General features: G+C 45.3%; 22 protein-coding genes (1 of these 22 only partly in view). 10 read left to right on the top strand and 12 right to left on the bottom strand.

Features of this window, described 5'->3' with window-relative positions:
* Positions 1-577, top strand: partial view of an APC family permease gene (locus tag LEP1GSC047_RS12060; protein ID WP_010413833.1) — the 3' end only. 884 nt of this gene lie to the left of the window's left edge; 577 of the gene's 1461 nt are visible here — the last part of the coding sequence; its start codon lies off the left edge, out of view; it ends in the stop codon at positions 575-577.
* 6 nt (positions 578-583) lie between these two features.
* On the top strand, positions 584-997 hold the full coding sequence (locus LEP1GSC047_RS12065) for a hypothetical protein (protein WP_010413834.1): 414 nt from the start codon (positions 584-586) through the stop codon (positions 995-997).
* 27 nt (positions 998-1024) lie between these two features.
* On the opposite strand, the gene LEP1GSC047_RS12070 is transcribed toward LEP1GSC047_RS12065, so the two are convergent.
* From LEP1GSC047_RS12070 to LEP1GSC047_RS12080, 3 genes are all read right to left on the bottom strand, one after another.
* On the bottom strand, positions 1025-2272 hold the full coding sequence (locus LEP1GSC047_RS12070) for a condensation domain-containing protein (RefSeq protein ID WP_010413835.1): 1248 nt from the start codon (positions 2270-2272) through the stop codon (positions 1025-1027).
* A gap of 69 nt (positions 2273-2341) precedes the next feature.
* Positions 2342-3406 (bottom strand): fatty acid desaturase, encoded by a 1065-nt coding sequence (locus LEP1GSC047_RS12075; protein WP_020988576.1) that lies wholly within the window; start codon positions 3404-3406, stop codon positions 2342-2344.
* 110 nt (positions 3407-3516) lie between these two features.
* The gene (locus LEP1GSC047_RS12080) at positions 3517-4656 is read right to left on the bottom strand and encodes a helix-turn-helix domain-containing protein (protein WP_020988603.1); all 1140 of its coding nucleotides are present in this window, start codon (positions 4654-4656) and stop codon (positions 3517-3519) included.
* A gap of 1548 nt (positions 4657-6204) precedes the next feature.
* On the opposite strand from LEP1GSC047_RS12080, the gene LEP1GSC047_RS12085 reads away from it, so the two are divergent.
* Positions 6205-7383, top strand: coding sequence for an acyl-CoA dehydrogenase family protein (locus LEP1GSC047_RS12085; protein ID WP_010413839.1), 1179 nt, complete (start codon positions 6205-6207; stop codon positions 7381-7383).
* A gap of 17 nt (positions 7384-7400) precedes the next feature.
* Here the strand turns inward: LEP1GSC047_RS12085 and LEP1GSC047_RS12090 are convergent, their stop codons facing one another.
* Positions 7401-8480, bottom strand: coding sequence for a glycosyl hydrolase family 18 protein (locus tag LEP1GSC047_RS12090; RefSeq protein WP_475066910.1), 1080 nt, complete (start codon positions 8478-8480; stop codon positions 7401-7403).
* Positions 8481-9011: 531 nt separating this feature from the next.
* On the opposite strand from LEP1GSC047_RS12090, the gene LEP1GSC047_RS12095 reads away from it, so the two are divergent.
* Both LEP1GSC047_RS12095 and LEP1GSC047_RS12100 read left to right on the top strand, forming a co-directional pair.
* Positions 9012-9455, top strand: coding sequence for a hypothetical protein (locus LEP1GSC047_RS12095; RefSeq protein ID WP_010413841.1), 444 nt, complete (start codon positions 9012-9014; stop codon positions 9453-9455).
* 27 nt (positions 9456-9482) lie between these two features.
* On the top strand, positions 9483-11423 hold the full coding sequence (locus LEP1GSC047_RS12100; protein WP_010413842.1) for a S8 family serine peptidase: 1941 nt from the start codon (positions 9483-9485) through the stop codon (positions 11421-11423).
* Between the two features lie 276 nt (positions 11424-11699).
* Here the strand turns inward: LEP1GSC047_RS12100 and LEP1GSC047_RS12105 are convergent, their stop codons facing one another.
* The gene (locus LEP1GSC047_RS12105; RefSeq protein ID WP_020988623.1) at positions 11700-12074 is read right to left on the bottom strand and encodes a hypothetical protein; all 375 of its coding nucleotides are present in this window, start codon (positions 12072-12074) and stop codon (positions 11700-11702) included.
* 142 nt (positions 12075-12216) lie between these two features.
* Between LEP1GSC047_RS12105 and bcp the strand changes: the two genes are divergently transcribed.
* A complete protein-coding gene (gene bcp / locus LEP1GSC047_RS12110) occupies positions 12217-12696 on the top strand; it encodes a thioredoxin-dependent thiol peroxidase (protein WP_010413844.1) in 480 nt (159 codons plus the stop codon).
* On the top strand, positions 12693-14180 hold the full coding sequence (locus LEP1GSC047_RS12115; RefSeq protein ID WP_010413845.1) for a leucyl aminopeptidase family protein: 1488 nt from the start codon (positions 12693-12695) through the stop codon (positions 14178-14180). The genes bcp and LEP1GSC047_RS12115 overlap by 4 nt, the downstream gene beginning before the upstream one ends.
* Positions 14181-14400: 220 nt before the next feature.
* Here the strand turns inward: LEP1GSC047_RS12115 and LEP1GSC047_RS12120 are convergent, their stop codons facing one another.
* Positions 14401-14664: a toxin-antitoxin system HicB family antitoxin gene (locus tag LEP1GSC047_RS12120; RefSeq protein ID WP_010413846.1), complete on the bottom strand. Its 264-nt coding sequence runs from the start codon at positions 14662-14664 to the stop codon at positions 14401-14403.
* Complete coding sequence (locus LEP1GSC047_RS12125) at positions 14654-15112, bottom strand: putative toxin-antitoxin system toxin component, PIN family (RefSeq protein ID WP_020988761.1); 459 nt, start codon at positions 15110-15112, stop codon at positions 14654-14656. The genes LEP1GSC047_RS12120 and LEP1GSC047_RS12125 overlap by 11 nt, the downstream gene beginning before the upstream one ends.
* 299 nt (positions 15113-15411) lie before the next feature.
* On the opposite strand from LEP1GSC047_RS12125, the gene LEP1GSC047_RS12130 reads away from it, so the two are divergent.
* Positions 15412-16032 carry a lytic transglycosylase domain-containing protein gene (locus LEP1GSC047_RS12130; RefSeq protein WP_010413849.1) on the top strand — a complete coding sequence of 207 codons (621 nt, stop codon included), beginning with the start codon at positions 15412-15414 and terminating at the stop codon, positions 16030-16032.
* A gap of 8 nt (positions 16033-16040) precedes the next feature.
* Here LEP1GSC047_RS12130 and LEP1GSC047_RS12135 read toward each other — a convergent pair whose 3' ends face one another.
* The 3 genes from LEP1GSC047_RS12135 to LEP1GSC047_RS12145 all read right to left on the bottom strand — a co-directional run bounded on the left by LEP1GSC047_RS12135 (position 16041) and on the right by LEP1GSC047_RS12145 (position 19823).
* Entirely contained in the window at positions 16041-16898 is an 858-nt protein-coding gene (locus LEP1GSC047_RS12135; RefSeq protein ID WP_010413852.1) for an MBL fold metallo-hydrolase, read from the bottom strand.
* Between the two features lie 73 nt (positions 16899-16971).
* Positions 16972-17847, bottom strand: coding sequence for a substrate-binding periplasmic protein (locus LEP1GSC047_RS12140; RefSeq protein ID WP_010413854.1), 876 nt, complete (start codon positions 17845-17847; stop codon positions 16972-16974).
* A gap of 11 nt (positions 17848-17858) precedes the next feature.
* Positions 17859-19823, bottom strand: coding sequence for an acetoacetate--CoA ligase (locus LEP1GSC047_RS12145; RefSeq protein ID WP_020988795.1), 1965 nt, complete (start codon positions 19821-19823; stop codon positions 17859-17861).
* A gap of 99 nt (positions 19824-19922) precedes the next feature.
* Between LEP1GSC047_RS12145 and LEP1GSC047_RS12150 the strand changes: the two genes are divergently transcribed.
* On the top strand, positions 19923-20336 hold the full coding sequence (locus LEP1GSC047_RS12150; RefSeq protein WP_010413859.1) for a hypothetical protein: 414 nt from the start codon (positions 19923-19925) through the stop codon (positions 20334-20336).
* A 9-nt stretch (positions 20337-20345) separates the two neighbouring features.
* Here the strand turns inward: LEP1GSC047_RS12150 and LEP1GSC047_RS12155 are convergent, their stop codons facing one another.
* Complete coding sequence (locus LEP1GSC047_RS12155) at positions 20346-20753, bottom strand: 6-carboxytetrahydropterin synthase (protein WP_010413861.1); 408 nt, start codon at positions 20751-20753, stop codon at positions 20346-20348.
* Positions 20754-20820: 67 nt separating this feature from the next.
* Between LEP1GSC047_RS12155 and LEP1GSC047_RS12160 the strand changes: the two genes are divergently transcribed.
* Positions 20821-21048 (top strand): DUF1858 domain-containing protein, encoded by a 228-nt coding sequence (locus LEP1GSC047_RS12160; RefSeq protein WP_010413863.1) that lies wholly within the window; start codon positions 20821-20823, stop codon positions 21046-21048.
* A gap of 160 nt (positions 21049-21208) precedes the next feature.
* Here the strand turns inward: LEP1GSC047_RS12160 and LEP1GSC047_RS12165 are convergent, their stop codons facing one another.
* On the bottom strand, positions 21209-21994 hold the full coding sequence (locus LEP1GSC047_RS12165) for a hypothetical protein (RefSeq protein ID WP_010413864.1): 786 nt from the start codon (positions 21992-21994) through the stop codon (positions 21209-21211).
* Positions 21995-22039: the final 45 nt, after the last annotated feature.

Consider the following 22039-nt stretch of genomic DNA (forward strand, 5'->3'; position numbering starts at 1 on the left):
CGTTACTGCCTTCATTTGCTGGGTGTTTATGGGCGGGATCTCGGCATACATCATCGGCGGATCTAGAATTTATTTCGCGATGGCTCGGGACGGTTATTTCTTTCCGAGTATGGCCAAATTGCATTCCAAATACAAGAGTCCGTACATGTCTCTGGCTTTTCAATGCGGATACGCTTGCTTATTCTCCTTAGTCAAGGAAATCGAATCCTTGCTCTATTTAATCACTTGCTCAACGTTATTATTGGCGACGATCACGGCTTACACGCCCATCTTATTCGAAAAAAGGAATTTCAAGACTAAATTCAAAATTCCGGGATATCCGTATTCCACCTATCTGTATATCGCCTCGAATATCGCGATCATCATTACGCTAATCTGGAGCAAGCCGGCGGAAGCTCTTTGGGGTTTCGGATTTACTCTCCTATCCGTTCCGATGTATTTTTATTTTAAATCGACCAAGCATTCCGTCTCGCAACCTATGCCCGCCTTCGAGCCGGACCTGCAATCTCCGGAGTTGGTTACGAGTCTATTGCCCGAAAACGAACCCGTTCCGATCGGAAGTGGCGATACGGTATAGAATCGAGTGTTTCGTATAAGTCCCAAACTCAAACTTAGGACTCACGCAGCCTTAGGAATCTCGTCCGTTTTACTGCTCGCAGCGAAAGCCATCCTATCTATATTCGAAAATATTGAAATTATAATTTTCTCTCCTTTGATATTAGGCAGAATCGGCGCGATCGCCGGAGTCGCAGCCTTTCTCACAGGCGGAGGTCTGGGGAAACTCCTGACCGAGAAAAGATCTAAAATGGCAGAGATACATATGATCTTGATGTTATCGGGTCTCTTACTTCAAGTACCGTCCGTATCGGATCCTAGTCCCGATCTTTTTAAGAGCGTTACGGCCGGAATAGGGCTGTTTATCTTAGGTGTCGGATGGATATACGGGCGCAGGATTTTTCGCAGAACACTTTTTAAATTTCCTTGGGAAGCGAAATAAAAGTCGCGGCTTTCGATGGGCCTTTCCCTAGGAAACCTGCTTGGATAAAACTTTTTGAAAATTCGCAACATATTGGCGAATCTCGTCCTTTTCCCAACGATTCGAGTCGAAGTTTATGTTAATCACTAACCTACCTCTGAAAGTGGTGGCCGTCGTAAATAAGGTCTGAGTCAAGGAAGGATGGACCGTAAACGAAATCTCCCGTATCTGCAGATTCGGGATCTCGGCGTCGGGCAAAACGCCTACATTACTTAAAACGCTTGTTTGCGGAGTTTTGGTCATCAAGGAGGAAAATACGCGTAACCCGTCTTCTCTTTGTAAAAATTGTTCGGGAGGGGGAAGTAATTCGTAGAAGGCTCTCCCCTCCCTTCGATTCAATCGATTTTTTAAATCATCTTTGATCTGCTTGGCGAGAGACCAAAACGAGGTTCCGAATTTTAATTGCGTCGTCAATAGAGTAATATATAAGCCTAAGGAGGAATCATCGATAGACTGACTCAGGTAAGGACGCAGATCGGCAGGCGTAGAAAGATTCAATACTCCACCGGCTCCGGCTCCGAACAAATTGTAGAAGGAGGATATTTGAGCCGCACCGAGAACTCCGTGTAAAGATACTCCCTTTTCCCGTCCTTTTCGAAGTAATTCCCGCAACTCGTCGGACTCGATTTGGAAACTAATAATTTCAGGACTCAGCTCGTTGCTTTTTCGCGAGAAACGAGGTAAAGAAAGAGGTTTCTCCTTTAATTTCTCCTCGTTTGCCCGACCTTCCGCGGAATATAAATCCATTAAGGACGGAAGCACTTGAGGGGAAGAAGAATATTCGCCCCTGCCGAGAGAAAATGCCCGCAACACATCCAAAAGAAAATGCATGCCCGAACGTCCGTCCGCAATGCTATGGTGGAAGACGATCGCAAAGGCCCAATCGCTCCCATCATCGGATCGGTGCAATACGGCGCGAATCAAAGGAGCTTCTCCTAACGAAAACGGCCGAATCGAATCCTTCGCTACTTTTGTCTTCCAATCCCGGGAAAATTCTTGGACAACGAGCGGAATTTTTGCGTTAGGATCGGTGATAAAACATAGATGAGGATCCGCTCCGTACTTCCTTTCGATCGCAACGCGGGCCAAACCGTGCCGGGATTGAACGGTATCCAACCCCTTGCGAAGATCCTCCACCTTTAAGTCGCCGTTGCCGCTGGCCATGACCGCAAAGTTCATGGAAGAAACATGATCATACAGCCAGAAATTGGCCTCGGCATGATCCAGGGATCTCATAAATTCGGTTTTATTTTTTTTCGATTCAGGTATGCCATGCATGAGAGCATCTTACATGAACCTGAGAATTTATACCAGCCCAAGTTCACCCGAACTTGATTTTTCGTATCGATTCCCTCTAAGCATGCTTTCAAAATCGTTGAATCGAATTCCATATTTCTTTAAAATCGGCCGCACGAACGGCGCCACCGCCTGTCTCAAATAAAACGGTTGGCTTACCACGAAGTGATGGATTCCGTGCGTAGCGCCGAAATTAAAACAAAATAAATGGAGAGGTAGAACGAGCCAGGAATCAAGGACCTGCGTTTGTTGATACAATCCTTTAACGTCTCCATAATAGTGCATATTCGAAGAAACGATTTGGATAGCGGTTTGCCTTAACCAACAAGGAATCAGATAAACGACTGCAGCGGTGTTTAGAATCGTATGAGCAGTTGCAACCCAACCTTTTTCCTGAATCGGTGAACCCATAGACCAATTCAGTACGGCAAACAATCCCCAGATAAGAAACGAATACCATAATAGTAGAAAGATGGATCGAAACGGTCCTTTAATCGGTGATGATTTTATTTTTTTAAGATAGTGAATCGCATCTTTTCTAATTTTCGGTCCCTGAAGAACGACTGCCATAATCGGATCCACCATGACCAGAAAACGTTTCCATCCGAGAGGCATTCCATTGCTGATGAATCTCTCTTCGATATCTTCGGGATTTCCGGACAGTTTATGATGCAATAAATGGATTTCTTTTCTGAACCAGGGGTTTACCGCGTTTGCGCGAAAAAGCCAAACCATCCAAAATAAAAAATTTTGCATTCTAGGGCTTTCTTTAAAATAAATGCTATGTATGAGATCATGCTCCATCTCGTGCAAAAAAGAAGCGAGAATCCCGTTCCCGATAATGCAGGTCCAAAACGGAATTAAACCCGCGATATAAAGTCCCGCTAGGAAAATCATTCCGCCCGCCGAACCGATCGTTATACCGAAGCCGATCGCATTTTGATATTTCAAAAAAGAAAATCGTTTTCTGAATTTCGAATCGGAGTACCGAATCCATTTGATAATCCGTTTTGCTTTTTCCTTATCCGTCAACGCGTCGATCGTCCGCTTCTTTTCCATCACTGCTGAACCCATGCCCTACTCCCGAATTTCATATGACCCGAGTGTCGCACGGGTTTTAAGGTTTGTCGTTCCATTCTATAAACCGGCACCAAAACTTCCGTTGCAAATGATAGTCTGAAACGCTAGCCCGAATTCTTTTCGCGAAACTCCGACGGAGGCAATCCTATTTGCTTGATAAAAGCCCTATGGAAAGAGGTTTTGCTGCGAAAACCCACTTCATAACCGATATCCAAGATGGATCGATTCGTTTCTTTTTTTAACAGTTCGCAGGCTTCCCGAATTCGATATTCGTTCACAAAAGCCGAAAAGTTCTTACCCATTTCCTGGTTGATCAATTCCGATAATTGGTGAGGAGAGAGAGCCAGTTCTTCCGCAAGAGTCGCCAAACTTAAATCCTCGTCCCGATAGAGCTTTTCGGTTTCCATCGCCAGCCGTAAATTTTCCCGTAGCGTTTCCAGATCCATTCCTAGTAAGAGGGACCGGGAATATCGACTGTTGGTTTCTCTCGCGACTTTTTGCAAATTCTGAAAGTAGGCGGGATACTTTCGGCCGATCAGATAGGAAATGCAAAGACTTACCGTCATCATATCGGCGCTGATAAGCAGAAATACCGAATTCTTGCCCAGCAAATAGAAAGCTCCAACCGAATGATTCGCGATCGTAGCTAAAACGATATACAAGAGAACTCTTGCCGTCCATTCCTGGCGCAGCACCGCAATCTTAAACAGCATTCGCGAGCCCTTTAGAAGTGCCGAAATGTAACCGGCGAGTATGAGCAAGGGCACGTAAAATATTAGATCGAATAGGCCGCGGGTCGAAACGAATGCTTGAAAACCGCTTTGCAGTTCCGACAGATTCAAAAAGAAAACGATTCCGTAAGCTAGCCAAATCAGTCCCGGAAGAACAAAATGTTTTTGACTCAACCCGAGAGTCGAATCTTCAAATTCGGAATCCTGGATAATCTTATGAATTCCGTATAGAATCGGCCCGAGAGATCCCAGTACGGGAATATGTAATAAGACGATTCTTGGAATCTCGGGAAAGTATCCCATCACCATGCAAAGACCGGTGCCTTCCAATATTCCCAGGGAAAGGAACAATAAGGCCAGTAATCTATTTAAAGCCGTCTTCCTCTCTATAACCGATTGACCGATACAAAGTAGAAGTCCTAGATACGTGCCAAATATGGCGAACGTAATTAGAGCCCAAAACGACCAATGGTTGCCTAGGGGATATTCATTCGGAAAAAAATAGTTCGGCATGCAAAGGCTTTATCTACCGGTATTGGGAACTGTCAACCATTGCAGAGGACAGAGGAGTAGAGTAGAGATGGAAGTCTGTTAGACTTCCATCCCCCTCAACGAACCGAACGTGCAGATTTCCCGCATTCGGCTCTTTTAAGAGACTGTACCTCATTGCTTTCGCTTTTTGGTAGAGCTTGGATCTTAATTGAGTTAGTTTTTCCGATAAGCCATCATGATTCAATGGGTTCTTATCTATTTCCGTAGTCGATGTTTTCTGTCTTCCGATTCAATGGGTTCTTATCTATTTCCGTAGTCGATGTTTCCATCAAGCGGTCTTACTCCTTTAATTTCTAAGCATTCTCTATAAGAACCCCTTCGCTCCCTGGGCATTACCCCAGTTCTTCGCTACTATGAGTTCTTCCGACTTCCTTATTCGCCAAATGTAAATTATTCGTTCTCTACACTTGTTGCATTTAAGCACAAATAAGGATCTCCCAGGTTCCTGGGGTTTCCTTCGAAACGCGCTATCCAACTTTACCCCGAGTATTCCGACAAGTGCATTTGTTCATTTCTACCTTGTCGATTCCAAGCTTCATCATATCAGAGAGACTGGCTAATACCACTTATTTCTGTTACGAGGCTTCAAGCATTGGTTCGCTTTCGCTATGGCTCATTTCTTTGCTACGAGAGGCTTCCTTTGTTCCGTTACCGTTACAAAGGCTCTTTTCGCTACCTGCCGAAGGAACAATGAGCAGGATGGAGGCCTTCCCTCCATTGGAAATCCCAGACTTTGCCTGGCGCACCTGAAGACAGTAGCTGCTCGATGTTGTGAAGGTTATAGAAGTAGAGGAGATATCTACTGTAATGCAGGAATCTTTCCATAGAGCATGGAAACTCGGCTCATCAATGTTCTGTCCTCAGTCCTCTGTCTTCTGTCCTCTGAATGACAGATGCGTTCGCTTGCAGGGGACAGAAGACAGAGGACAGATGCGTTCGCTTCGCTCACGCTAGACAGAAGCTGCTCGAGGTTGGAAACTATGGCTCATTTCTTTGCTACGAGAGGCTTCCTTTGTTCCGTTACCGTTACAAAGGCTCTTTTCGCTACCTGCCGAAGGAACAATGAGCAGGATGGAGGCCTTCCCTCCATTGGAAATCCCAGACTTTGCCTGGCGCACCTGAAGACAGTAGCTGCTCGATGTTGTGAAGGTTATAGAAGTAGAGGAGATATCTACTGTAATGCAGGAATCTTTCCATAGAGCATGGAAACTCGGCTCATCAATGTTCTGTCCTCAGTCCTCTGTCTTCTGTCCTCTGAATGACAGATGCGTTCGCTTGCAGGGGACAGAAGACAGAGGACAGATGCGTTCGCTTCGCTCACGCTAGACAGAAGCTGCTCGAGGTTGGAAATGCAACTGGGCTAGGGAGAAATCCACTATAATGCAAGAATCTCTCTAGAACGTGGAAACTCCGCTTATCAATGTTCTGTCTTCCGTCTTCTGTCCTCCGCTATAAATATTTATTGCATACAAGATATCTAAAGGAAAGTTTCGATCTGAGAGGGCCTCCATGGATTTTACCTTAACAAAGGATGAACAAGAGTTCATCGAATCTTTTCGGACATTTTGCAAAAAGGAAATAGCTCCTTTTGCAGAGGAATTAGATAAGAAAAAGGAACTGCCTAGGACTCATTATACTAAACTAGCGGAAGCAGGCTATCTAGGCTTACTGCACGAGGAAGAATACGGAGGCCAGGGCGCCGGATTCTTCCTCAGCACTCTTGCAATGGAAGTGGTCTCGGAATATTGCGGCAGCACATTTTTCAGTGTAGGAGCTTCGGCAGGATTATTCGGCCTGCCCCTTAAACATTTTGGTACGACGGAACAGAAAAGAAAATTTCTGCCTGAGATTATTTCCGCTAAGAAAATCGGATCCCTCGGCGTTACCGAACCGGATTCCGGATCGGACGTCGCATCCATCACTACGGTGGCAAAACGGTCCGGAAGCGATCGATACCTACTTACGGGACAAAAAACATATATTACGAATGCGCCTAATGCGGACTATTGTTTGGTTCTTGCAAGAGCCTTGGATTCGTCGGGAAAAGAAAAAGGGCTTACTCATTTTATCGTAGACCTGCATAGTAAGGGAGTCAGTCGCTCGCTTGCGATGGATAAAATGGGATTAAGAGCCTCGCCTACAGGTGCTCTTTTTTTCGAAGACGTGGAAATTCCCGAAGAGAATATTTTAGGAAAATTAGGAAAGGGTTTTAGACAAACCATGCAGACATTCAATACAGAACGTCTATCATTGGCCGCCTACTCTCTCGGAGTCATGCGGGCCTGTCTGTCGGATTCTAAATCGTTCGCATCCTCGCGGAAAAGTTTCGGGAAGTCGATTTCGCAACACCAAGGTGTGGCATTTCTTTTGGCGGAAATCTACACTAAACTCGAAGCGTCAAAATGGTTAACGTATAACGTGGCTTGGGAAAGCGAAGTCGCCGAGCGGGAAGGAAAAGGGAATATGCCCTTATCCGGAAAGTGCGCTGCTTGCAAGTTATTTGCCACGACTTCGGCTCGAGAAGTTACGAACCTTGCCGTCCAAGTTCATGGGGGCGCCGGCTTCATGGACGAATATCGAGTTTCGAGATTGTATAGGGACGTCCGCTTAGCTGAAATAGGCGGAGGAACGAGCGAGATCCAAAAATTAATCATCGCCGGAAGCTTACTGAAACAGGACGTTTCGTAATCGAAGAGAAGATCGGCTCATTTTCCGATTTTCTCCTGCAAATATTCGTTTATTTCCGGATCGTTGTCCTCTATCAGCTGCCAAAAAGAAAAGCCTCTTATTTTAAACTTTTCTAAAATATTCATCTTCGCTTCGAACGCGGTTCGATTCATATAAAAGGCGACACGGTCGCAGCCCCCTAAACGGTACCACAGGGACGGATCGGTATAGATATGTCCTTCGTGCCTATAAAGGTAGGGGCGAAGGAATATCCAATCGGACGCTTTCGGCTGAGTTTGATAGATCCTCGAAACGTCGGTAGGTTGTTCTATCCTAGGATTCCAATGATCTTGTATGAATTTTGCGCGGGAATAATATACCGATTTGGAGGGAATATCGCAGTTTAACGACCAATCATATCCGTAGGTAGGAATGGCCATATACAATTTATCCGACGGAATTCGGGTCACTGCATATTCGAGGATGCGTTCTATCCACCAATCCGGGGCCTGAGGTCCAGGACCGGGAAATCCGTTCTTTCTCGGATGCAACTCGTACGCCATGATCTTTACCTTATCCGCGACCTTTCCTAAAAATTCATAATCGTGGGAAAGCTGGCCGCGATACGCCTCAAAAAAATCGACCTGTATCGGAGCGCGTAAACCTTTGCAGGGAAAAACGGATTTCTTTTCCGAAAGGGTTTTCGGGTGTATCGAAACGGAAAGTAGTTTATTTCGTTTTCGTAATTCTCCCTTCAACGCCATTAAAAACTCTTCGAAGGATTCCTTTTTTTCGCAGGTCATTCCTTCATAATCGATATCGATGCCGTCATAACCGTACGTTTCGATTTCATTGATTATGTTTTTAATATGAAAATCCCGTACTTCGAGATTTCCGTTCAACCCGATCGCATCGGAGACTTTTTCAAAATCATTTTCCCAGCGAAAAATCGTGGGTATAATCAGCGTTTTCGGGGAAACGAGACGAAACCACATGATTCTCTCAGCGATCTCTTGCGGCTTCCAGACCGAGCGAAGTCTTCCCGTATTGTTCCTCCCTCCCTCCAAACCGTAAAGGAAAGGATGCAACTCGTCATATAAATGAACGTATTTGAGCATGGCCCAAAAATCCTGGGACCAAGTGGAAGCGTAAACCCTCCTAGTTTCGACTGCCCGAGCTTCCTCCGCTTGCTTTTTATTTTTCCAAAAGCGGACTCCTAGGAAGGATGCTAAAAAGAGTGTCGCTACCAAAGCCGCGAAGAGAATCAGTCGAATGTTTTTACTCGGAGATTTCAAACGAAATGCCAGGTTTCCGCGAAACCCGGCTGGAGACAATAAGAATCGACGTATTAGGGCCTTTTCGCCGGCGATTGGACGGTCGAAAATTTTCTCTTTTCCCTGTCTGTTAAGCGACTCATTTGGGATAGAACCTATATAAAGTAAGAAAATGTTGGTTAATTAAATAAGCAGGAATTCAACAATTCCCGAGAATCGATTTTTCATATAAAGAAGAATTGAAACATTCAGGTGCCTCATTCTTTCTATTACTAAATTACAAAAATCCTTACTCAAAAGGTAAATTACGATGCTGCCGAGAAATTTAAACCGTTCTAAAATAGACTGGAAAATTTGAATTAGGGAGTCTTAGCGATGGTAAAAACTAAAAAGAACGTAATGCGAATTCTCTTCATAATTTCTTTGCTTTCGTTCCTCAATTGCGGTGGAAGCGGGGGTGGAGGTTTAAATCCTCTCATATTCCTATTAGCAGGGAACTCCAGCTCTAACAATTCTACGACCCCCCATATCGGAACCGGTCCTTCCCGGAATGTCCTGGTTACTTGGCAGGCGAACCGGGAAAAATCCGTAAATTCGACGGGGGGCGGCTACCAAGTCTGCTACGGAATTACCCCCGCCTACCAAACTTCCGGCTCCGTTTGCACCAGCGTTCCTTATGCCAGCGGGGCTACGGCTCCGACCAACACAACTCTTTCTATTCCGGGAGGAAGCGCGGTTTTTATCTATGTATTCGGGTTCTCGGCTCTAAACACGTCAGGGGCCCCTGCTGCCACTCCCGGACTAACTTTGGTGAATTAATTTTTTCGAATATATAAGGCGATATCCATGAAAATTGAAAGCAGATCCATTCTAAGAATTTTAATACTTCTCATTCTAGGAATCCTATTTTCCGGCCAAAAACCGATCCCGAATCCGTTCGGCGGCCTCGTCAAAAAACAGTCGTATGTTCCCGGCGAAATCATCGTTAAATTCAAAACGGGAGCCTCGATAAGCTCGTTAGTCTTTCAGAAAGGCGGAAAACTTTTGTCGAATCTAGGTCATTCTCAAATCACGCATATCAAACTCCGATCCGGAGAATCGGTTGAAACTGCAGTACAAACTTACTCGAATGACCCGAACATAGAGTTCGCAGAACCGAATTATATTTATCGAACTCAATCTCCGAACGACACCTCGTACGGAAGCCTTTGGGGATTAAAAAATACCGGCCAGACAATCGCAGCAGGGAGCGCGGTGAATCCCGAGTTTTATACGGATACGAACGGAAATCCAACCGCGAATCCGGGAACTTCCGGAAAGGATATTAGTGTAGAATCCGCGTGGACCTTACAAACCGATTGTAGTTCCGTAATCGTAGCAGTCGTAGATTCCGGAATTAATTATAATCACCAAGATTTAACCAACGAAATGTGGAGTCCGAGCGGAAGTTGCCTGGATGAAAATGGCGGGACCATCATCGGTTCTTGCCCAAATCACGGTTGGAACTATGCCGGCACTCGGGCCGCAAACGATCCCATGGATTATACCGGGCATGGGACTCATGTTGCCGGAACGATAGGTGCGCAGGGAAATAACGGCGTCGGCACGACAGGGGTTTGCCAGACGAGTAAACTTATGGCTGTACGCGTTCTGGATGAAACAGGCTCGGGTACCACAGCCAATATCGTCAAAGGAATTAATTTTGCGATTAATAACGGTGCGAAAGTGATCAACATGAGTCTCGGCGGCCCGGGTTACAGCTCCAGCTTTTATTCAGCGATTCAGAATGCACTAAACCATGACGCAGTCGTCGTCGTAGCGGCCGGAAATTCCGGATTGGATCATGCAAACAGCTCCAATGCAAGTTACCCATGCGATTATAATTTATCGAATCTAGTCTGCGTTGCGGCTCTGGATCAAAACTTTAATATCGCGAATTTTTCCGATTTTAATACAGCTTCCGGATCTACCGTCGCAATCGGCGCTCCCGGAACCAATATCATGAGTACTTGGCCCGGAAACATGAGCGTCTTTTCTCAATCGACGCCGAGCCAAGACTTTTCCACTTGGACGACTACCGGGACCGATTGGAGGGTGAAAAACTGTACGCTTGGAGGAAAGACATTTACGAATTTGTTAATGTTTACTTCCTCAGTCAACACGGTAGACGCCTGCTCTTTTTGGTCGTCAGCTGCATACTATCGACAAGCGTCTTCCGGAAATAATATTTACAAGACATTTACTCTTCCGTTTACTCCAGTCGCAGCAACCCTAGCCATCGATTATTATGAAGTACTATTGAATACGGATAGTTTCAAGATCTACGCTGGAACGAACAGCGGCTCGTTTCCGTCTTCTCTCGTGGTATCAAAGGGCGGTACGAACACGATGGACTATGAAAGTCCCACCTACAATATCTCTTCCATTTGCAATTCGACGACCTGTACGATCGGTCTAAACTTTATATCCGCAGGCAGCAGCGTAATTGGTCCAGGAGGTGGAATCGGAGTGGATTATTATTCTTTGACGGCCTTGGGAAATGACACGACTCATTACAGCATCATCAACGGAACTTCGATGGCATCTCCGCATGTAACCGGGGTTGCCGCCTTAATAAGAGCCTATAATCCGAACTATACGTATTCGGATACGGTGAACGCAATTTTATACGGCGGGATTTCGAACGGCTCTTTACAAGGAAAGACGAAGACGGGTAATGCAGTCAATGCATACGGAGCATTGAAATATATCAATGCCCCGACAGGTATTACCGTTACGGTTCAATAAAGAAGCTTGAAAAACGAAGAAGCCGCTTATCAGAGGACGGAAGACTGAGGACAGAGGACTGAACATTGATGAGCTGGGTTTCCATGTTTTAGAGAAAGATTCATAGGCTAACCGTGGATTTTTCGTCTAACCCCGCTGCCTTCCCAACATCTAGCAGCTACTGTCTTCAGTCTTCTGACCTCTGTCTTCTGAAAGCGAACGCGTCTGTCCTCTGTCTTCAGTCCTCTGCTAGCAGCGTGACCGCCACAGGGCTATGCACTTTCCGCAGATCAATCGCTATAATGAAATGCCCTGCTTCTTCAAAATATCCAATGCGGTTTGCCGTAAAATCGGATGCACGGTAAAATCTTCCGGATCCGGTGTTTTTGCCGCGGATTGGGAAGGCTTAAATTTATCGGGACCGATCCATTCCGACAAGGCCCAAAGCATTCGCTGAAAAATCTCGTCGATTCTCTTTTGGAATCCGGCCTTTTTATAATAACCGTAGGCGAGGATCGGTAACTTTTTCTCGAACATGAAATAATCGCCGAGCCGGATCAGTCCGTCCTTGTACTCGGTCTTCAAAAAACATTCTCGGGCCTTGCGGATATCGCCTTCGTTAAAGGCCTGATTGCCCACCCGAATGAGTTCCATCCTTTCCTTTGAATCCATGCTCTTAATATCGTCCAAAAAAAAAGATTCGCAACCGATTTTTCCTCGGCTTTCCTAGCCGGAACGGAACCCTGGAAAGGAACGATTAAAGTCTATAAGGGGAATTCCGGCAAATTAAGCCTCCCTGAGGAAGATCCACCCAATGAGTGAATTGAAGGCCGGCGCCAAAGCGCCCAGTTTTACGGGAACAAACCAATCCGGTGAAAAAGTAGAGTTGAAGAATTTACTAGGAAAAAAAGGTCTAGTCCTATATTTTTATCCCAAGGACCAAACCCCCGGCTGCACTGCCGAAGCCTGCGATTTTCGGGACAATTTTGCCCGGCTCAAAAAAGAAGGATTCAATGTCGTCGGAGTTTCCAAAGATTCGATTAAATCCCATCAGAAATTTATTGAAAAGCAGGAACTGAACTTTACTTTGATCGCAGACGAGGACGGAAGCATCTGCGAAAAATACGGGGTCTGGCAGTTGAAGAAATTTATGGGCAGAGAGTTTATGGGTATCATAAGAACCACTTTGCTAATCGGCCCCGATCTTAAAATATTGAAAATTTACCCGAAGGTCAGCGTAAAAGGCCACGTGGACGAGATACTTGCCGATATCAAGGCGCTGGAGAAGAAATGAAGTTAGAAAAATCCAAAATTCATTTTTCAATCGGAAAGAATGCATCGAAAAACATCTATAAAATCGTTCCGGTAGCGAAGGATCATCTACCGAAGGAGCTCGAGACGAAATTTCCCGAGCAAATTAAGTCTTCCGTCTTTACCGGAGAAACCGGACAATCTCTGATCGATGAATCCGATCGAATCATTTATCTCGGTTTAGGAGAAGCTGCAAAAGCAAGCATTCGAAGCGTAGCTCAATTGTTTTTTTCCGTCGGAGAAAAGCTCAGAAAATGGGACGGAGTCGGACTGGAAATTAAGCTTCCTAGATTTCTCACTAAAAATTTGTCCCCCGCCTCGTTGGTTTATCAAATCGCCAATTCGATCGATTTGGGAGCATTCCCGCTAAACGTATTAACGAAAGACTTCAAAGAAAAAAAACTGAAATTCGGTTCGGTTACTTTTTTGCCGGAAGACCCGAATGTCGAGAAAGCCGCTTCCCAAGGTTTAGAGAAATCGAAAGCGGTTAGCAAGTACGTTAACGGAAGTCGCTTTATCGCCCACCTACCCGCAAATCATTTTACTCCGGAAGAATTCGTGATTCGATCTAAGGATATCGCGAAAGAGAACGGATTAAAAATCACGATATTCGACGAACCCCAACTAAAGAAGGAAAAGATGGGGGGAATTCTCGCGGTCTCACAAGGCTCGGATAAGAAACCGAAAATGATTATTTTGGAATATCATCCGGTAAAACCTAAAACCAGAAAAAAACTGGCTTTGATCGGAAAGGGCCTCACGTTCGACTCCGGAGGGATCAGCATCAAACCCGCGCAAGACATGCATGAAATGAAATACGATATGTGCGGTGCGGCTGCGGTGATTCACGCTATCGGTGCGATTGCGGAATTAGAGATCGGTGTGCCCGTGATTGCGGCGATCGGAGTCGCGGAGAACATGCCGGATGCAGCCGCCTTAAAACCGGGCGACGTTTATACCGCACATAATGGACTAACGGTGGAGGTTCAGAATACCGATGCGGAAGGGCGTTTGGTGCTCGGGGATGTCCTCTCCTATATAGGAAAAAAATTCAAACCGGACTATATGGTAGATTTGGCCACTTTAACGGGAGCGATCATCATCTCTCTCGGGCACGAAGCGGCCGGAGTAATGAGTAATTCCGAAAAACTTGCTGAACTCTTGAATGAAGCTTCGGCATCTTCCGATGAGCGAATCTGGAATCTTCCGCTTTGGGACGAGTACGGAGAGGAATTAAAAAGTGATATAGCCGACATACGAAATGTTGCGGGACGTCCCGGGGGAAGTCTTTCGGCAGGAAAATATCTGGAACGATTTGTCGATTCGGGCATCGAGTGGGCCCATATAGATATTGCAGGAACCGCGTGGAGAAAAAAATCCTCAGGTACCCAAATCGGGAACGGACCAAGCGGTTACGGGGTTCGCCTTTTAGTCGATCTCGCCGAAAAGTTGGAAAAAAGCAAATAATACAAACTCGCCGTGAGTGATGATAATTGCAAGTACGGCGTACGGCGGATTTACCGTTTCTTGGCCCAGACTTGACGACACCTTGCAATCCGGCCCGCAATAGTCGGGTCGGCGCGAGGCCTGCTCCGCAAGATTGGTTCTGCAAGACAGATGATGGTAAACTGTCTCCAAGACCGATTGAAATCGATGCACAGTGTCGGAGCCGATCGCAAAAAGAAAATTACAATTTGTCCCAATCCGGAACGGACCCTTTACTCTTTATAGTAGAGAGAGCTTCCCGAAAATCGGAAAATATTTGCTTCTTGCTCTTTCCCTTGTAATACTTCTCGAAATATTGAGAAGTTTCCATATCCTGGATTTCCTTGGTAAAAGCATACAGGGCTAATTGATTTATTGATACACCCTGCTCTTCTGCTACTCTTTCGATTTTATGTTTTAGCTCGGAGGGAATCCGGATCGTTAAAATACTAGCTTTAGCTTTCATTTTCTACCCTCCATATCTTCATGAACTCAGATGGTGTAATCACTTTCAAATCTGCAAATTTAAGATTATTACCGACCAGATAATCCCTAATATTGCTTGTTACTAAGTAATCCGCATTCGACGCAATCGCCAGTTCTACAAAGTGATTATCATCCTCATCTCGCAAGTTTGGTCGAAATGAATAATAAATCGTTTGAGCAAAACCTATGTGAGCAATAAAGCCGAGGATTTTCTTAATTTCTTTATCCTTGATACCTAAATCCTTTTTTGAAGTGTCTCTTTTCAAGACTTCTTCATATTCTTTAAATACAGGAATTGATATGCTAAGTTTGATCTTTTGCTCAAAAATTAATTCTAAAATTGCCCGAGAAGCTCCTGGCTCAGCCCGTAAGGCTTGGTATAAAACATTAGTATCTAAGACAATTTTCAATTCTCTTGATGATAGCATATATACTATCAAATTGCCAACTGTTTTATTTCCACCTTTTAATCAAATCACCCGAAAAGCTCTTCTTACTGCAGTTTCTTCCGCTATGTCTAAGATCTAACACCTTATACTCCCGGAATCAGTTCTCCTTCCTCCACTATCTAACATCCAATACCCAAGTCCTAACACCTAGACATTATGTGACATAATTAAAAACCGACTCAAGTACGAAGTGAAAGAATTCCGCTCGACCCATAGTGCACTGCAAAAAGAATGGTCATAGATAGTGCACTGCACAATTAAAGGAGGTTGGGACTCCAATGGACCAGCCTAAGATTCGAAAACGACACTTCTTTATCGCGATCCTGCCCCTGCTCTACCAATCCTTGGTAGCGCCGATTGCAGGCTCTCTAACCGAAAATTGGATTTTAAACAAAAGCCGGACGGAAACCCAATCGGTAAAGCAATTCATCCAGGAGCACAGACCATCCATCTCCCCTTCGGAGCTGGAAATATTGACGAAAACAATACTGCTCGAAGCGGCTAAGATCGATGATCTGGCCTGCGGGAGGTATTGTTCCGAAGGCGAAAAAGTCGGCCTTCTTCTAGGACTAATTCAAGTTGAATCCGAATTCTCCAGAAAAGCTAAATCTAAAAAGAATGCCCGCGGCTATATGCAGGTCCTTCCTTCTACCGGCGCCTGGATCGGTTCCCTGGAAGGCAGGAAGGTGCGTGATTTTCACTTATTCGAGACCGAAATCAATATACATTTGGGGGTTTCCTATCTAAATCATTTATTAGAAACCCAAGACGGGGATATTCATAAGGCGTTACTAGCGTACAATGCCGGCCCGGCCGCCGTGAAAAAATGGGGCGGAGTCCGCCAATATGCGGAAGATATTTTTTCCATACAGGAAGAATACCTAGGGTTTCGGAAATAAAAGACTTTCTACATCCATTCAATGCATTTCGAGAGCATCTCGCGCATTCGTTCCTTCGAGGTCCGGAACGGATGCCCGTGTCCGGGCAAAACCCATTCGAATTCGATGTTTGTAAGCGACTGCATGGATTTTTTTTGTTCGGACCAGGAATACCAACAAGCGTTTCGAAAGGCGATTAGACGTTCCCGCTCCGGATCGAACGCAAGGTGATCTCCCGTAAAAAGATATCGATCCGCATAAAGCAAGACCGAATGCCCCCGAGTATGGCCGGGCGTGGGAATTACCAGAAGGTCCTCATCCAGACGAAAACTCTCTTTTCCCGTAACGAGTATTTCCGGCCGACCGACAACGGCGGCATCGTCTTCGTGAATAATCCTTTCACAATGAAATTCCTCCCTGAATTTCGCATGATCGGCGACATCGTCTCTGTGCGTGAGATAATGGTATCGAACTCCTCCTAGAGAATGTATTTTTTCCGCCAACGAAGGAACGAATCGAGGAGAGTCGATCAGGACATTTCCGGAATCCCGAACGATTAAATAGGAAAAGGCCCCGAACGAAGCTCTAGAATGATAGCCGCAATGATAGACATTTTCATGAATTAACGAGGGAAAGGATTGCTTAGCTCTTTGGAGATCGGTTCGATCTTGCGTTCCGATAGATGCGGTCGGACAAGAAAGCAAAGCTCGTAATGCGTCCAAGGATTCGATTTCGTTCGATGGTTGTTTCTGAACGTAGGAAGCGCCGCCCGACTCGGAAAAAACTTTCGGGGCTAAAATTCGGCATGTTTCACAATCGATGCAGGAAGAATCCACATAGAAATTCCCGGAAACATTCTCGCTTCTTCTTTTAGAGACGGTCGCCATGTATTTTAGACTGCATTCCCTTTGAAAGGGTCGCTCTTGAAGGTTGCCAAGTCCGAATGGAAATTTACGGAATTTACTGAACCCAATCACTCGAATTAAAGTACTTATCTTCCAATAATTTCAACTCTCCGGTTCGAATCATTTCGGAGAGAAAAAAATCGAAATTTCGTAAATAGATAAGATCGACTTTTGGAAGCAGGGCCGAGATATGATCTTCCTGTACCGTTTCTAATAGCGGGCGATAATTGGAAGCCAAAGACGGTTGCAACTGAAGAATTCCTTTGATATGATAGGCTTCCGCCACGAAGCAATTTGCCGTTCCCGCCTTAACCGCATTCCATGCGCCGTCGATACTTCCGTAGGTAAAAATTCTCGAATTCGGAAAGGCGTGCAAAAGATATTCATGGCTTCCTGAAAATGCCCGCACTGCAAAACTGATGCCGCTCAAATCCCCGAGATCCTTTACGCTTCGAAAATACTGAGTCGTAATGATATTTCCTTCCGGAGCGGGAGGTAAAGCCGACTTTCTAATGAGCGCCGCGGGCGTTGAAATTAAGTAAGGCCTACTGAATTTTATTTTTTTCGATCGTTCTAGTGTGGTCGTTAATCCGGAAAGAGCTAAATCGACTTCTCCTTTTTGAACGGCTTCCGCAAAGTCCTCGAATTCGGGTTTCGGAACGAAAACATATTTGACGCCGAGAAAATCGGCATATTTTTTTCCAAGCTCCGCATCAAACCCCGGAAACCCTTCTTTAGGCTTGTCGATATAAAATGGGGCGAAATTACGGTTCCCGGTTACCCTGATTTCACCTCTTCGCTGGATTTCCAGGAGCCTTGAGACGGCAGAATCGCCCTGCGCAATCGCGAAGGATCCGGAAAAGAAAAAATACAATCCGGGCAAAACAAGAAATCTCAAAAAACGAATTTTAAGCGGAACCTGGAAAAACATATCTCTTGACCTCAGTCTCTTTGTAACTCCGGTATTCGAGAAAAGAATTCCAGGCATTCAGGATTGGAAAGTGCATCCTTATTCGGAATCGGTTGCCCTTGGACCGCTCTCTTAACCGCAATTTCGACCTTTTTCATATTTCGAGTATACGGTATGTCCGGCACTTCTAGTATTTTTGAGGGAACGTGTCGAGGAGAGACTTTATCCTTGATCTCCTTTCGGATAAAATTTTCGAATTCGGGAGTCAGATGCTTATTCCGGCTCATCTTTAGAAATAGTACGACGCGAACATCATCTTTCCAATCCTGCCCGATTACGACCGAATCGGCTATTTCAGGAATCGTTTCAAGCAAAGTATATAAATCGGCGGTGCCGATTCTGACTCCTCCCGGATTTAAGGTAGCATCGGATCGACCGTAAACGATCATTCCTCCATGCTCGGTAATTTCCGCAAAATCGCCGTGTCGCCAGATTTCGGGAAAAACGTCGAAATATGCAGTTCTATATTTTTCTCCATCGGTATCATTCCAAAACTCAAGAGGCATGGAAGGAAAGGGCTGAGTGCAAATCAATTCTCCTTTGCCTTCCCGCATTGGTTTTCCCGCATCGTCAAAAATTTGAACCGACATCCCGAGCCCCAAACATTGGAGTTCGCCCGCGTAAACGGGTAAATTCGGATTTCCTAATGCAAAACAGCCGTTTAAATCCGTTCCTCCGGAGATCGAGGAAAGCCTGACGTCTTTTTTCCAGGAATCGTACACGTATCTAAAACCGTATCCGGGTAACGGAGAACCGGTAGAGAGAACCGACTTTAAGGCCGATAAATTTTGAGTCGGTCGAAATTTATCCTTTTCCAGGCTTAGAATGTATTTTGCTCCTACTCCGAAAACGTTCGTTCTTTTTTCGGAAGCATACTTAAATAGGACACCGGGATCCGGATAAAAGGGATTTCCGTCAAAAAGCTGAACTGTCGCCCCGATGGATAAAGCGCTGACGAGCCAATTCCACATCATCCATCCGCAGGTCGTATAATAGAAAATCCGATCTTCCTCGCTCAGATCGGTATGTAAGGCAAGTTCTTTCCAATGATTGAGAAATACTCCCGATCCTTGGACCATACATTTAGGAAGCCCGGTCGTTCCGGAAGAATACATTATATAAACGGGATGATCGAAAGAAAGTTGTTCGAATCGTGGACTTTTTCCTAAAAACGCTTTCGAGGCATCATAGAGAGACATCACATTCGAGGGAAAGTTCCGTAATCCTTCCACGGAATTTGCATTCTGAACGGACGGATAAGTCGAGACCAGGACGACTTTTAGGCAGGCAAGTTGTTCCGATATTTCCTTAACAATTGCTGATAAGGGAAGATTCTTCCCCTTAAACTCGTAACGATCCGTCGTAATTAAAACTTTCGGCTGAATCTGCCCGAACCTATCTAAAACTCCCTTGGCGCCGAAATCGGGAGAACAGGAAGACCATACGGCCCCTACTGCCGTTGCGGAAAGCATAGCGACGATCGTATCGGGAACGTTCGGCATCAGACCCGCAATTCTGTCGCCGGGCAAAATACCGATCGATCTAAAATACTCGGATAGGGCTCCCACCCGCAGCCAAAGTTCGGAAAAGGTCAAATCTTCCGAAGCCCCGCTTTCTCCAACATAAGTAATTGCGAGCTTATCGTCTTTTCTACGTAATAGATTTTCCGCAAAATTCAACCTCGCTCCCGGGAAAAACCTCGCCTCCCGAAACGTTTTCCCTTTGCGCAAGATCTCCTCGTAAGGATGAGAATGAATAACGGGAGCGTACTGCCAGAGGAGTTCCCAAAAATCTTCGGAGGAAGTTACGGACCAGGAATGCAATTCCGAATAGGTAAGGAATGATTTTCCTGTTTTTTCTTCGACAAACCGTTGGAAGTTCGTCATTCGAGAATTGGCAATCTGTTCGGTGTTCGGCTTCCAAATCGGTTCGTTCATATTCGGCACGTAATGCTTGAGAAAAATCCCGCTTTGGTCAACAGGAATTTAGTTGAGTAAGTAGAACGAATCACTTAACTATGTGGCGGGAGAATTCACTTGCTCAATTTTCAGAACCATTTTGACGTCCCGACTCTTTTGTTTTTATGCATTAGCATTCTTTATGCCGGGCACGGTTTCATACACCAACTGATCGTCGGCGGGGCGATTTCGGTCTTCCAGCATCCCGACGAAAGGCAATCTCGCTTGATTTTAATGATCTGGATCGCAACAGGAGGGTTCATGAGTTTTTTAGGCCTACTCCCGACGACTCTCTTACTTTTATTCGGTCCGGAACCGGCGCCGGTGAAGGCCGCGCTGTGGACGAACTTTATCGCACTGGGTTTTTTGGCGTTTCACTCCATCATATGCGGATTGAAGCAACTTCCCAAGCCGCTTAGAGTCGGTTTTTATTTCACTCTGGCATTTGCCGTAGCGCATCTTGCCTTTTTGATTCTACAGGGAAAAATATAAAAGAGAATGCTAACCCTGTAAGGGTTCAAAAAAGGCAAGATTCTCCGGACCTTCGTGGATCACGATTCTCTCGACTCTTCCTTCCGCGGCGTGCACGCTTTCCTTGAGACCGTTATAAAACCAGCGAGCCATATTTTCCGAGGTGGGGTTGGTTTTCTTAAAATCGATATGCTCGTTAATCAGAATATGATCCAATTCGGAAACCAGCTCCCTAAGCTTCTTTTTGGAGGTAAGAAAATCGAAACTAATCCCGTCTTCCCCTATATTCTTTCGCCCGGACAAATAAACTTCCACTTTAAAGGAATGGCCATGGATCGGCTCATCGGAGCCGTCCGAGAAATATTTATAAAGAAAATGCGAGGATTCGAAGCGTTCCTCTATCCGAATATAGAATTTGCCTGCTTCTTGAAAAAACATGGAATTGACTAACGATCCGGGAGTCTATATACTGGAAGGAAACCCGTACTAATAGGAGATTTTCCACATGTCGGAAGCGGTCAAGCCAAGATTTTATAAGGAAATGACGGTGGGCGAAGCGATCGCTTTGCATCCGGAAGCCGGCCTCGTCTTTTCCAGTTACCACTTAGGCGGTTGTTCTCACTGTTCCATCAACGAACTGGAGACGATCGAGCAAGTTTGCATGGGCTACGGTGTAGAAGTAGAAGTGCTGATCGAGAGCCTAAACAATCTGATGGAAGACGGGGAAGAGTAGCTTTCAGAGGACAGAAGACTGAGGACAGACGCGTTCGCTTTGCTCACGCTAGACAGAAGCTGCTAGACGTTGGAAAAGTTACAGAAATAGAGGAAAGATCCCCTGTAACACAGGAATCTTTCTCCAGAACATGGAAATTCCGCTCACCAATGTTCTGTCTTCAGTCCTCTGCAATGTAGTAGTATCTTGTTCCGGCCTTTCGAAAGTATTTCGTAATTTCCCCGGTCCAACCTTCCGCCGTTTTTAAGCGCCTTCTAAACGTATCTTCCGGAATACGAAACGTATCGCCCAGAGTATCGTAACGGAAAAAACGGATTCCTCTTGTATTACGAATCATTAATAGGTTTCCCGGTTCGGTTTCCCAATGCCTTTCGCCTTCCCAAGTAAAGTAGATTGTACGACTGGGAAAGACGGGGTATTTTTTTCCTTCATACAGAACTCTATCCTTGCTTCTATCGACGTTTCTAAAAATTTTTTTAGGACCGCTTTTAATGATAAAGTTAATGGTTCCGCATCGGAAGGTTAGAAAAAGAGGAATTCCGGAAAAGGTCATTTCCTCGATTCCGAACGGGGGTGCAAGTCGAGTCGCCAGCGAACCGGAACTCTTAGTAATGCGATCCAATTTTGTTCTCATGGAATCGTCTAAAAATTCTACGGTATCGTCTTTTCTGATTTTTTCCAACTGTCGGTAAATAATGTCGAACTCGCGCTTCTCATACGCTTTGTTCCTTACGAAGCCGTCCAACTGGCGCTTTAAATTAGCCAATCTCGCGCGAAAATAAGGAGTATCATTCCTACTGGCAACGTCGAACATTTCTTCCCATAAAGTTTCCAGTTCACGTACTTCCGTATTTCTATCAAAGGTGCTTTTTTCAACTTCCTCTAATATATAGCGAAATCTACGTTTTAAATCGAAAAGAAATCGGGAATCCTTGACTCGTTCCATGGGGCAGTCCTATTATTATCGGTCCATTTTGATGAATGGGAAAAT

Origin of the sequence: Leptospira inadai serovar Lyme str. 10, assembly GCF_000243675.2 — a bacterium.
Classification (GTDB): Bacteria; Spirochaetota; Leptospiria; order Leptospirales; family Leptospiraceae; genus Leptospira_B; species Leptospira_B inadai.

Excerpts from the sequence above, each read along its gene's own strand:
- bcp (WP_010413844.1), top strand. The coding sequence starts at position 12,217 with ATGAGTGAATTGAAGGCCGGCGCCAAAGCGCCCAGTTTTACGGGAACA.
- LEP1GSC047_RS12080 (WP_020988603.1), bottom strand. The coding sequence starts at position 4,656 with ATGCCGAACTATTTTTTTCCGAATGAATATCCCCTAGGCAACCATTGG.
- LEP1GSC047_RS12100 (WP_010413842.1), top strand. The coding sequence starts at position 9,483 with ATGAAAATTGAAAGCAGATCCATTCTAAGAATTTTAATACTTCTCATT.
- LEP1GSC047_RS12155 (WP_010413861.1), bottom strand. The coding sequence starts at position 20,753 with ATGTTTTTTCAAGAAGCAGGCAAATTCTATATTCGGATAGAGGAACGC.
- LEP1GSC047_RS12075 (WP_020988576.1), bottom strand. The coding sequence starts at position 3,406 with ATGGGTTCAGCAGTGATGGAAAAGAAGCGGACGATCGACGCGTTGACG.
- LEP1GSC047_RS12115 (WP_010413845.1), top strand. The coding sequence starts at position 12,693 with ATGAAGTTAGAAAAATCCAAAATTCATTTTTCAATCGGAAAGAATGCA.
- LEP1GSC047_RS12130 (WP_010413849.1), top strand. The coding sequence starts at position 15,412 with ATGGACCAGCCTAAGATTCGAAAACGACACTTCTTTATCGCGATCCTG.
- LEP1GSC047_RS12135 (WP_010413852.1), bottom strand. The coding sequence starts at position 16,898 with ATGGCGACCGTCTCTAAAAGAAGAAGCGAGAATGTTTCCGGGAATTTC.
- LEP1GSC047_RS12145 (WP_020988795.1), bottom strand. The coding sequence starts at position 19,823 with ATGAACGAACCGATTTGGAAGCCGAACACCGAACAGATTGCCAATTCT.
- LEP1GSC047_RS12085 (WP_010413839.1), top strand. The coding sequence starts at position 6,205 with ATGGATTTTACCTTAACAAAGGATGAACAAGAGTTCATCGAATCTTTT.
- LEP1GSC047_RS12160 (WP_010413863.1), top strand. The coding sequence starts at position 20,821 with ATGTCGGAAGCGGTCAAGCCAAGATTTTATAAGGAAATGACGGTGGGC.
- LEP1GSC047_RS12120 (WP_010413846.1), bottom strand. The coding sequence starts at position 14,664 with ATGAAAGCTAAAGCTAGTATTTTAACGATCCGGATTCCCTCCGAGCTA.
- LEP1GSC047_RS12125 (WP_020988761.1), bottom strand. The coding sequence starts at position 15,112 with ATGCTATCATCAAGAGAATTGAAAATTGTCTTAGATACTAATGTTTTA.
- LEP1GSC047_RS12090 (WP_475066910.1), bottom strand. The coding sequence starts at position 8,480 with ATGCTCAAATACGTTCATTTATATGACGAGTTGCATCCTTTCCTTTAC.
- LEP1GSC047_RS12095 (WP_010413841.1), top strand. The coding sequence starts at position 9,012 with ATGGTAAAAACTAAAAAGAACGTAATGCGAATTCTCTTCATAATTTCT.
- LEP1GSC047_RS12140 (WP_010413854.1), bottom strand. The coding sequence starts at position 17,847 with ATGTTTTTCCAGGTTCCGCTTAAAATTCGTTTTTTGAGATTTCTTGTT.
- LEP1GSC047_RS12165 (WP_010413864.1), bottom strand. The coding sequence starts at position 21,994 with ATGGAACGAGTCAAGGATTCCCGATTTCTTTTCGATTTAAAACGTAGA.
- LEP1GSC047_RS12070 (WP_010413835.1), bottom strand. The coding sequence starts at position 2,272 with ATGAGATCCCTGGATCATGCCGAGGCCAATTTCTGGCTGTATGATCAT.
- LEP1GSC047_RS12105 (WP_020988623.1), bottom strand. The coding sequence starts at position 12,074 with ATGGATTCAAAGGAAAGGATGGAACTCATTCGGGTGGGCAATCAGGCC.